This window comes from Pseudoalteromonas sp. bablab_jr011 (assembly GCF_016464045.1).
GTDB classification, from domain to species: domain Bacteria; phylum Pseudomonadota; class Gammaproteobacteria; order Enterobacterales; family Alteromonadaceae; genus Pseudoalteromonas; species Pseudoalteromonas lipolytica.
The window spans coordinates 1-10,388 of record NZ_JACDWU010000337.1 but is presented as its reverse complement, the minus strand read 5'-3'; the positions used below and the strand labels follow the sequence as shown (position 1 = coordinate 10,388).

At 42.2% G+C, this 10,388-nt stretch carries 9 protein-coding genes; 6 read left to right on the top strand and 3 right to left on the bottom strand.

The genetic code is table 11. The features are described 5' to 3' along the window. Positions 1-634: 634 nt before the first annotated feature. The gene (locus JIG41_RS22580; protein WP_065979377.1) at positions 635-1,294 is read right to left on the bottom strand and encodes a LiaF domain-containing protein; all 660 of its coding nucleotides are present in this window, start codon (positions 1,292-1,294) and stop codon (positions 635-637) included. A gap of 320 nt (positions 1,295-1,614) precedes the next feature. Here JIG41_RS22580 and JIG41_RS22575 point away from each other — a divergent pair, with 320 nt between their 5' ends. From JIG41_RS22575 to JIG41_RS22565, 3 genes are all read left to right on the top strand, one after another. Next, complete coding sequence (locus JIG41_RS22575) at positions 1,615-2,181, top strand: BON domain-containing protein (RefSeq protein WP_182395596.1); 567 nt, start codon at positions 1,615-1,617, stop codon at positions 2,179-2,181. Between the two features lie 55 nt (positions 2,182-2,236). Then, on the top strand, positions 2,237-2,395 hold the full coding sequence (locus JIG41_RS22570) for a YqaE/Pmp3 family membrane protein (RefSeq protein WP_036973230.1): 159 nt from the start codon (positions 2,237-2,239) through the stop codon (positions 2,393-2,395). A 248-nt stretch (positions 2,396-2,643) separates the two neighbouring features. Continuing rightward, positions 2,644-2,865, top strand: a complete 222-nt coding sequence (locus JIG41_RS22565) for a hypothetical protein (protein WP_036973229.1) — start codon at positions 2,644-2,646, stop codon at positions 2,863-2,865. A 113-nt stretch (positions 2,866-2,978) separates the two neighbouring features. Here JIG41_RS22565 and JIG41_RS22560 read toward each other — a convergent pair whose 3' ends face one another. Continuing rightward, complete coding sequence (locus JIG41_RS22560; RefSeq protein ID WP_199525503.1) at positions 2,979-5,006, bottom strand: methyl-accepting chemotaxis protein; 2,028 nt, start codon at positions 5,004-5,006, stop codon at positions 2,979-2,981. Positions 5,007-5,129: 123 nt separating this feature from the next. On the opposite strand from JIG41_RS22560, the gene JIG41_RS22555 reads away from it, so the two are divergent. Further along, positions 5,130-5,900: an NADP-binding protein gene (locus JIG41_RS22555; RefSeq protein WP_065979379.1), complete on the top strand. Its 771-nt coding sequence runs from the start codon at positions 5,130-5,132 to the stop codon at positions 5,898-5,900. On the opposite strand, the gene hutC is transcribed toward JIG41_RS22555, so the two are convergent. Then, entirely contained in the window at positions 5,901-6,608 is a 708-nt protein-coding gene (hutC, locus tag JIG41_RS22550; protein ID WP_036973226.1) for a histidine utilization repressor, read from the bottom strand. 143 nt (positions 6,609-6,751) lie between these two features. Between hutC and hutI the strand changes: the two genes are divergently transcribed. Further along, on the top strand, positions 6,752-7,993 hold the full coding sequence (gene hutI, locus JIG41_RS22545; RefSeq protein ID WP_036973224.1) for an imidazolonepropionase: 1,242 nt from the start codon (positions 6,752-6,754) through the stop codon (positions 7,991-7,993). A 120-nt stretch (positions 7,994-8,113) separates the two neighbouring features. Then, positions 8,114-9,787 (top strand): GGDEF domain-containing phosphodiesterase, encoded by a 1,674-nt coding sequence (locus tag JIG41_RS22540; RefSeq protein ID WP_249406747.1) that lies wholly within the window; start codon positions 8,114-8,116, stop codon positions 9,785-9,787. The last annotated feature ends 601 nt before the right edge of the window (positions 9,788-10,388 follow it).

The following is a 10,388-nucleotide window of genomic DNA, read 5'->3' as shown; positions in this document are numbered from 1 at the left end:
CGAGATGCGAGCTAAACCGTGAAGGGTGTTTAATGTCGCTGAAAAGGTTCGCTTTTTCGGCGTTAAAACGCCTCCCACGTGTGAAATGTGTATCACTTGTAGGAGGGGCTTTAGCCGTGAAAGGGTGTAAGCAACGAGTGACGAAAAGCGAGATACGAGCTAGTACAGCTAAATCGAGATGGTTGTTAATACCGCTGAACAGGTCTGCTTTTTCGGCGTTAAAACGCCTCCCACGTGTGTGATGTGTATCACTTGTAGGAGGGGCTTTAGCCGTGAAAGGGTGTAAGCAACGAGTTACGAAAGGCGAGATACGAGCTAAACCGTGAAGGTTGTTTAATGTCGCTGAACAGGTTTGCTTTTTCGGCGTTAAAACGCCTCCCACGAGTGAAGTGTGCATCACTTGTAGGAAGGGCTTTAGCCGTGAAAGAGTTATAAGCAACGAGCTGCGAAAAGCGAGCTTGTTTAGTTAAAACGCCTCCCACGAGTGAAGTGTGTATCACTTGTAGGAGGGGCTTTAGCCGTGAATTTTATAAAAGACGTTGCTGTGCAAACGTGCCATGTAAACATAACGCCTACGGTTTAATGTAGGCGTGAAATTTATTGTGCGCGAAGGGGTTTCGCAACTCGCATTTCGTTATTGCACTCTATTCATTTCTTTCCAACTGGCTTTTAGGCTGTTGGCAAAGCTGATGAACTTTTCTTTCATGGTGCGTTTGACTTTAATCTCTACTGAGCCTAGCCAAACATTACCTTCAATCGTAATTGTGGGGCCTTGCCCTTTATTGAGTGCAACCGATTTATTTTCAACGCTACCTACCACACTAAACAGCTTTGACACTACATTTACATGTTCTGGCACGTAGATTTCGTCGCTGCCTAAAATACAGTTTACGTAGATGGTGACATGCTGGTGCTGAAAAACGGCTTCACTAAAGTCTAATTCAATTGAGCCTAAACAGTTCGTTAGGTGAATTTCTTTCGGGACTAGCCATTGGCCGCTGCGCTCGTTGGAACCTAAAATACTGCGTAGTTGCAGGCTTTCTGCATCGCTACCATGTGCATAGTGAGGCTTAAACTGCACGTGTTTATGTGACTTGTAGTCAATATCTGCTGTTAACTCTAAGTCAGCAACCAGCTCAATTAACACCTCATTGCTGGTGGCTTCCATTGCTTGGTCTAGTCTTCGTTCAAATGCTTCTGCTGAAATAACTGCATGACTGTAGTTATAGATAAGTTGATCGATTACTTCTTCTCTTACTTGCTCGATGGGGCGATCTTCGAGTTTGACGGCCATGATAATTCCCTGTTGAGTTTTAAAGTTATGTTAATCACAAAGCAAAGTGTAGGCCAAAAATTATTTTATTAATATTCATTGGTTTATGTTTTTTGGTGTGGGCTTTCATTCGTTAAATTAACCATAGATTAATAAGATTGACAATTAATTAGTCATTTTTATAACAGAGTGAACTTATTACCGAATTGTCTGTAAATAATTACCGAAACGAATATAAATCATGGCTGAATATCGATTTAACTTATTGAATAATATAAAAATAAAAAGTTGGCATCGAAGTCGCATTAGTTATCTCGTCTTTAATCAAAAGGAGAAAGATTATGAATACATTCAACAAGACTATGATTGCTGCGTTAGTAATTGGTGCAACAAGTATGAGTGCTCAGGCAAGCAACTGGGAAAATGAAAGTAAAGATGCTTGGATTGATGGTAAGGCAGAAACTGTGCTTCTTATGAACACTAACCTAAATAATTTTGATATCAACACAGACGTAAAAAACGGCAAAGTTGTATTAACCGGTAAAGTTGATAGTGAATTAGACAAAGAGTTAGCCGAAGAGCTTGTACTTAGCCTAGACGGTGTAACTGCTGTTGATAACAAACTAACGGTTGTGAAAAACATGAAGTCTAAGGCCACGAGTGCAGATAAAGGTGACTCAGTAGAAAGTGACTTAACTGATGCGAAGATCAGTACAGTGATCACCACACGTTATTTATTTAACTCTGAAGTAGGCGGCACTGATATTGATGTCGATACAGATAAAGGCGTTGTTACATTAAAAGGTACGGTTAAGTCAGATGCAGAAAAGCAATTAGCAGTGAGCATTGCTGAAAATGCTGAAGATGTGCGTAAAGTCATCGATGAACTTAAGATTGTTGCTGAATAATAGCACGCCCTATAGCCCAGCTTTGGCTGGGCTTATCTTTTTCAAGGAGTGAGTTATGGATTTAATACGCATTATTTTCTCGGTTTTAATTCCGCCTCTTGGCGTATTTTTACAGGTAGGTTTAGGGGCACAATTCTGGATTAATATTATTTTAACCTTATTAGGGTACATTCCAGGTTTGATTCATGCTGTGTATATTATCGGTAAGCGATAATAATCACGGTTCAAAGGAATGAGTGTACGGCAAGGAAATGCACACGTAATAATGGATGACAACACTGCAAGGAGATTTACAGTATGGAAAATGTAACACAGCACAAAGGACAGCAAGGAAGTAACAAGGCGTTATGGACAAGCGCACAATGGCAACGCTTTATGGATAAAGTGAAAGGATAAACACCAAGGATTTTGGTTTAGGCTAGGAGCCAAATATGGATGAAGCTAGCGTAAGGAGGTGACAAAATGGAACAAGTACAAGCGCAATTATTACACGGACTGAACAACAAGGGAGTTGCTACATGGAATGAGCAACAGTGGCAACTATTTATGGAACTTACTAAAGCGGTTACGCCACAGGTAACAAGGAAGGCTGACGATAAAAACCCGATGTCATCTTCAGGTGACATCGGGTTTTTAATTACATCTGCAATCTATCTCAATACCAATTCAAATCAGTGTGAATGATTTAGACCTGTCGTTTGCAGCGTTAAAAATTTCTTATTAACGACTGCATGGTGCCTGATTTGTTACTTATAATAAGTAGCAAGAACACACACCTAGAACAATTCAATGACTAATCACAACTTAAATTGATTAACTGTTTTATTAAGTGAAATAGCTAGCTCATTGAGATCGCGTGCTTCGTCTGCTAACTCATGTGCATGATCTGCTGTACTATTAACTAAATGGTTAATTGCCGCGAGGCTATTGTTAATGTCCTCAGCAACCACCGTTTGTTGCTCAGTTGAGGTCGCAATTTGATGACTCTGGTCTTGTACATTCGTCACTGAGCCTGCAATATCTTGCAGAGCTTGCAGTACAATTTGAGTTTGCTCTACAGAGCCTTCTGCACGCTCTTGACCCTGCTGCATCATGGTGGATGCTTTTTGAGCTATTTGCTGTAAACGCGTGATCATATTACGAATATCATCGGTCGACTCTTGTGTACGACTTGCCAGTGAGCGTACTTCATCAGCAACCACCGCAAAGCCTCGCCCTTGCTCACCTGCACGCGCCGCTTCAATGGCTGCATTGAGTGCCAGTAAATTGGTTTGTTCTGCAATTGAGTTGATTACATCGACAACAGCGCCAATATTGCCGCTTTCTTGCTCAAGCCCAGCAACAACTTTAGATGCCTCACCGATGTGGCTGGCAAGTGCGGTCATCACCGATTGCGCCTGCGTTGAACGCTTGGTGCCATCGGCTGTAATGCTTTGCACTTCTTCGGCTGCATTGTTGGTGTGTTGCGCATTTCGCGAAATTTCGAGTACCGTAGAGGCCATTTCTGTTACTGCGGCGCTAACACTGTCAACTTGTTGTTTTTCTTGCTGAATTTCGTCGTTGGTTTTTTTAGAGACGATTTTAAGCTGTGAAGCCGCTTGGCTTAACTGCTCAGCTTGGGCTGCTGTATTAAGCATCATGGCGCGTAATTTATCGATAAAGGTATTCATGTGGTGAGCGAGCTGACCAACTTCATCTTGACTCTTTATTTCGATTTTTTGGGTTAAATCACCATCACCTGAAGCAATATCACGCATGATATAAGTAAGTTTTGTCAGTGGTTTAGTGATCATTTGCGTAGCCCAGAAGATCATCGCAATAATAATCGCTAAAATGATGATCACAGAGGTCGTTGTTGTCATGACTGCATCATGTACTGGCTTTTCGATCATGCTGGTTGGTATTAAAATACCCACATACCAATCAAGGTATGGGCTTTCTAATTCAAGGCGGTTGTATACAACGTAATATTGCTCGCCTTTTAGGGTGACAAAACCACTGCCGTCTTTGTTGCTTTTCATGGTGCGGTTTAATTCGCTGAAGCCTGATGTGTCACTAAATTGTTTTTCGAGGGCATCAAGACCTTCTTTGCCGTTTGGACCTTCGTCTGTCACAGACAGTTTATGGTCGGTGCGCTTAGATAAGTGAACCACCTTTTGGTTGCCATCAAGTAAAAAGCCAAACCCTTGTCCGTTAAAGCGAATATCTTCAACCATGTCGTTGATATTGTTAAGTTGTAAATCAACCCCACCAAAACCAACCAGTTTGTTTTGTTTATTATAAACAGGTTGCTGTACTACAGCTGAGGCGTTGCCTGTGGTTAAATCAACAGAAATAGGACCAACATACAATTTGTTGATCTTTAAGGCATCTTGCCACCAGCCACGTTTATAAGCGTAATAAGGCTGGCCATTGTAGTGAGTGGTGCGTTCGTTTTCTTTAAAGTACTCACCGGTTGTCGCCGATGCGAAGAAGGCAGATAAAATATTGTCGTCGTTACCACTAATACGCACAAAGTCTTGGTTAACGCTGTCGTATCCGGGTTGGTTCTCAAGGCTTTGATCGCGCTTGTTCCAATTATCAAACCAATTTACTAAGTGCGGATTGGTTACAAAGGTTTCAACTACTTTACCGTATTTGGCAAAGTAACTTTGCATTGAAAGCCGCTCACTTTGTAAGTAGCTATCCGCTTCGCGTTGGATAGCCTGACGTGATAGGTCAGCAATATGGCTCACAAAAAAACTAGACGCGATGATAAGTAATACACTTATCGTTCCGCCGATGAGTAATAATATTTTTTTACGTAAAGAAAGGTTATTTAACATAGGTGCACGTGTTTTTATTATCGGGTAGAGTTAGTTATCTAATCATATTTGCACCTAAATCGCTACATTGCATAGTGAAGCTTATTAATAAAATATTACATATAGATAAGGCGATATTATTAAATGGTTAATTTTGATAATAAAATAGTTGTACTTGGTGCTGGGTGGCTTGGTCAGGCACTTTGCTTTGAAGCCAAAAAATTACAGTGGGATGTGCAAGGCACACATCGAAGTAGTGAACATCAATTTGATTTTCATAGACAATTCTTACTTGAACAGGGAAAAGTTAAGCATGATGTTAGCCTTGAAAATGCATGGTGGGTATGTGCTATTCCTCCACGTAGTAGGCAACAGCAAAGTAATTATTTAGAGACCTTAAATGCAGGACTGGCTCTTGCCGATTCATTGCATTGCAAAGGCTTTATTTTGTGCTCGTCAACAGGGGTTTATGCTAATGATAATGGGCTTTACAACGAAGCAAGTATTATTGAGTGTCAAACAGACCGTCAGCAACAGCTATACGATGCAGAGCAAGCCGTATTAAAAGCAGGTGGAAAAGTATTACGTTTGGCTGGTTTAGTTGGTCCACAACGTGAGCCGGGACAATTTGTGGCAGGTAAAGAGTTGTCTAGCTCAAGTGAGCAAATCGTTAATATGGTTCATCAGCAAGATGTAATTAACGCAATATTTAGTGTTATTACGCATTGGCCTGTGGCACAAAGTGTTTATAACGTCGTTAACCCTGCTCACCCAACTAAAGCTGATTACTATCGAGAAAAGTGCCGTGAGAAGGGTAATCCAGCGCCTACTTTTACCAGCAATGAGGTGGGGGAGCGAATTATTAATGGTGACGCCATTAAAGCGCTCAACTTTAGTTACCAACACGCTATTTAGCTATTTTTTAAAGGTTAAATGCCCGCCTAATCGGTATTTACTGCCGGGTGAAACAAGACGTGCAAAGCTCACAATACCTTGTGATGACCATGTTCGGCGGATTACTTGCAAACAAGGCTCTTCGTTATATAAGTTGAGCCATTCACACATTTCAGGGTTGGGCATAACGGCTTCAACCGTGTGGCGTGCCTCGGTGAGTGGGGCGACGCGCGATAAATATTCATGCGGTGTTTGGTTGTGAAAATCTTGCTGTAAGTAGTCTTTGGCAAGTAAAGGGTTCACGAAACGCTCTTCAACTTGCAGTGGTTGCTCGTTTTCATTGTGAACAATAACACTGCGATACACATGACTGTCTACTTCAACACTCAGTGCAATGGCAATAGGGGCGATAGCACGTATCGATTCCATAACCAAAATAGTGCAACTGTAGTGACTATTTCGCGCTTTTACTTCGTCGGCAATGTTTTTTATTTCTAGCAATGAAGATTGCGATTTGAAGCTTGCTACAAATGTGCCTAACCCTTGGTTGCGCGTTAAAATACCGGCTTCGGTGAGTTCTGATAAAGCGCGTCTTGCTGTCATTCTACTCACTTGAAATTGATTAGTGAGCTCATTTTCTGACGGTACACGGTCATTTTCTTGCCAGTGACCAGCGCGGATATTTTCAAGAATAAATTGTTTTATTTGCGCAAACTTAGGAACACTCATGCTGAGAACGTTATTGGTAACTTTTTAGTGTGTTTCAAGGTGGCATAATTTTCTTGTATATACAAGGTGAGTTGTTAAACTTTAAACAATTTCAAGTTACAGGGTTCAAACGACCAAACCCGACGCATCAGTATAGGTGAAAAATGCACACAACGAATAATGATCACGCACACTGGGATTTATTGATCACAGATGCCAATATCGCGACGATGGACCCTGCAATTGATGCACCATATGGTGCGCTTGAACACGCTGCAATTGCAGTAAAAGACGGCAAAATAGCATGGCTAGGATCACAGGCTGACTTGCCACAATTTGATGTGTTAGCAACCCCAACAGTATCTGCAAAAGGGCAATGGTTAACACCAGGGTTAATTGATTGTCACACTCACCTTGTATTTGCTGGTAGCCGTGCAGAGGAGTTTGAACAACGTTTGCAAGGTGTGAGTTATGAGCAAATTGCAGCAAACGGTGGCGGCATTGCCAGTACGGTTCGCGCCACACGCGAAGCCGACCATGAAACACTATTTGTTGCAGCGAAAGAGCGCTTAAATGCGTTGTATGGCGAAGGGGTGACTACCGTAGAAATTAAGTCTGGTTATGGTTTAGATTGTGAAAACGAAATTAAATTACTTGAAGTTGCTCGCTTATTAGGTGAAAACCACCCTGTCGATGTGAAGACAACATTCTTAGGTGCTCATGCGTTACCGCCAGAATACAAAGGCCGAAGCGATGAGTACATTGAGCTTGTATGCGGCGAGATGTTAGAACAAGTGGTTGCAGGAAACCTTGCTGACGCCGTTGATGCTTTTTGTGAAAACGTAGGTTTCAGTAACGAGCAAACTCGACGCGTTTTTGAAGCGGCTAAAAAGCATAACCTGCCAGTGAAGCTTCATGCTGAGCAGTTATCTAATCAACATGGTGCTGCGTTAGTTGCCGAGTTTAATGGTTTATCCGCTGATCATATTGAACACCTTGATGAAGCGGGTATTAAAGCAATGGCTAGCGCTGGCACGACGGCGGTGCTCTTGCCGGGTGCCTTTTACTTTTTACGTGAAACAAAATACCCGCCGATTGAATTACTACAGCAATACCACGTGCCTATCGCAATTTCTACTGACTTTAACCCAGGTACTTCACCTTTGTGTTCATTGCACTTAATGATGAATATGGCATGTACTATTTTCCGTATGACACCAGAGCAAGCATTAGCAGGGGTAACACGTAATGCTGCGGGGGCATTAGGTCTCAGTGATCGTGGTGTGCTTAAAGTCGGTGCGCGTGCCGATATTGCCCATTGGCAAATATCCCATCCTGCGCAATTAAGTTACCAATTTGGCGTAAATAAACTGTTAAATCTGTGGATTTTGGGTAGACTAAGTTAGAGAGAGTTTTTACGCATTTTGGATTACATGTCATTAATTGCCAGTTTAGCGAGCAGTACTGCGAGCCTCGTAAATTTAAGTAGTGATGTTGTACCAGTTTTTTTAGCTGGTGCCGTTTTTATGGCAATGATATGTGCCTTGTGTGTAACCCATCATCCCGTATTAAGGTTAAGCCTAGTCGTTAATGGCGTATTAGGCTTAGCAATCCTGAGTGTAGGGTCACCTTGGCTTATTTTATTACTGGCCATAAGTCTGTGCTTTCATCTGTGGCAAGCATTTAGAACGACAAACTGGTTAGCAATCACACTCAGTGTGTCGGCAGCACTCTGTTTTGCCGTGTTATTTTCTGCGCATTTTTTACTTGATATTGCCTTTTATTGGTTAGTATTGTCGGTGGTTATACTCAGTGTGTCAGGCTTTTTTAATTACGAAGAGCCCGCAGAAGACGAAGAGGTTCCCGTTGAGCCTAGCCGCCACGACGATTTAGATAAAACCCCGCTAAAAGAGCTTCCCGATCGCAAAGGATTAGAAAAAAGCTTCGCAGTATACAGTGAAGCGCATTCAAAAAACTGTGTGCTGGTTGTGATTCGCCTCGAAGGATTCGAAACCGTTAACCAGCACATAGGCCGTGACTTTGGTGATTTATTACTGGCTCAATCGGCCAATCGTATCAAACAGCAGCTCACCTCAGATGCAGTTCTGAATATGAAAGGGCGCTCAGGGGGCGTCGATAAGCTGGCTCATTTAGGAGGCTTAAACTTTGCGTTTATTTGCGCGGTTGAAGAGCAAAAGCACCTTCATGAACAATTAATTAGCCAAATAAGGCAAGTGACATTAAAGCCGTTCAATGTGGCCAATTGCACCATTGAAGTTAAAGTGCGTGCCAGTTATGTAAATTGTAACGACCCTGATCACAGTTTTGATAATTTAATCTCTTTTGCTTACCTTGCACTTGATTCAAACCCAGATAAAGCGATAGTGCCGTATCAATCACAAATGATGATCGAACAGTTAGAGCAACAAGCCCGATTACGTGAACTTGCTCATCTTGATTTTGCCAGTGAGCTTGAACTGTATTTTCAACCCGTGATTCGTAATAGTGATGAACATATTGAGTTTTTAGAACTCTTACTGCGTTGGCAACACCCCAAACAAGGCATATTAGCGGCCAATAAGTTTATTGATGATATTCGCGTTGCGGGGCTTGGGTATCCGGTTGCTGCGTTTGTCATTGAGCGTGCCGCAGAGCTTGCAATGGCCTTACGTATGGAAGGCATTCAATTACCATTGAGTATCAATGTGTTTGGCCCTGAAATGCTTCATGAAGAGTTTATAGAGTTTGTAGACCGCATCGCAACTGAGCATCGCTTAGAGCCCGGAGATTTAATTATAGAGTGTCCGTTAGACTTATTCATGGGGTTAGATGACCAAGGTAAAGCCATGGTCGCGCGGCTTAATAGTATTGGTATAAAAGTGTGTGTTGATGGCTTGGGAGACAGCCCCGTTTGGTTGGCTAAGTTACCTAACCTTAATGTTGAATACATTAAAGTTGCACCGTCATTAACCGCAGACTTTGCGCATCAAGCCCAAGTGCGCAGCTTAGTATCGGGTATGGTCGATATGCACACGCAAAATAATGCTAAAGTAATTTGTGAAGGTGTTGAAACACTCGAGCAACTGAAGTTTGTTAAATCACTTAATACATATGCCGCACAAGGTTATTATTTTAGTTACCCGCTGAGCAGTGTGGGAATGATATCTTGGCTAAAACAATGGCGGCTAGAACGTGAATAGTGCAAACGCACCATGCAAGCATGCCGTCTACAGTTTAATGTAGGCGTGAAATTTATTTCGTGCGAAAAGTGTTATAAGCAACGAGTTACGAAAAGCGAGATACGAGCTATACCGTGAAGGTTGTTTAATGTCGTTGAATAGCTTTACTTTTTCGGCGTTAAAACACCTCCTACGTGTGTGATGTGTATCACTTGTAGGAAGGGCTTTAGCCGTGAATCTTATAAAAGATGTTGCTGCGCAAACGCGCCATGCAAGCATAACGCCTACGGTTTAATGTAGGCGTGAAATTTATTTCGCGCGAAAGGGTTATAAGCAACGAGTTACGAAAGGCGAGATAGGAGCTAGTACAGCTAAATCGAGATGGTTGTTTAATGCCAGTTAAAAGGTTTGCTTTTCGGCGTTAAAACGCCTCCTACGTGTGAAGTGTGCATCACTTGTAGCCGCGAATTATATAAAAGATGTTGCTGCGCAAACGCGCCATGCAAGCATAACGCCTACGGTTTAATGTAGGCGTGAAATTTATTACGCGCGAAGGGGTTGTAAGCAACGAAGTACGAAAAGCGAGATGCGAGCTAGTACAGCTAAATTGAGCTGGTTGTTT

Excerpts from the sequence above, each read along its gene's own strand:
- JIG41_RS22580 (WP_065979377.1), bottom strand. The coding sequence starts at position 1,294 with ATGGCCGTCAAACTCGAAGATCGCCCCATCGAGCAAGTAAGAGAAGAA.
- JIG41_RS22575 (WP_182395596.1), top strand. The coding sequence starts at position 1,615 with ATGAATACATTCAACAAGACTATGATTGCTGCGTTAGTAATTGGTGCA.
- JIG41_RS22570 (WP_036973230.1), top strand. The coding sequence starts at position 2,237 with ATGGATTTAATACGCATTATTTTCTCGGTTTTAATTCCGCCTCTTGGC.
- JIG41_RS22565 (WP_036973229.1), top strand. The coding sequence starts at position 2,644 with ATGGAACAAGTACAAGCGCAATTATTACACGGACTGAACAACAAGGGA.
- JIG41_RS22560 (WP_199525503.1), bottom strand. The coding sequence starts at position 5,006 with ATGTTAAATAACCTTTCTTTACGTAAAAAAATATTATTACTCATCGGC.
- JIG41_RS22555 (WP_065979379.1), top strand. The coding sequence starts at position 5,130 with ATGGTTAATTTTGATAATAAAATAGTTGTACTTGGTGCTGGGTGGCTT.
- hutC (WP_036973226.1), bottom strand. The coding sequence starts at position 6,608 with ATGAGTGTTCCTAAGTTTGCGCAAATAAAACAATTTATTCTTGAAAAT.
- hutI (WP_036973224.1), top strand. The coding sequence starts at position 6,752 with ATGCACACAACGAATAATGATCACGCACACTGGGATTTATTGATCACA.
- JIG41_RS22540 (WP_249406747.1), top strand. The coding sequence starts at position 8,114 with ATGGCAATGATATGTGCCTTGTGTGTAACCCATCATCCCGTATTAAGG.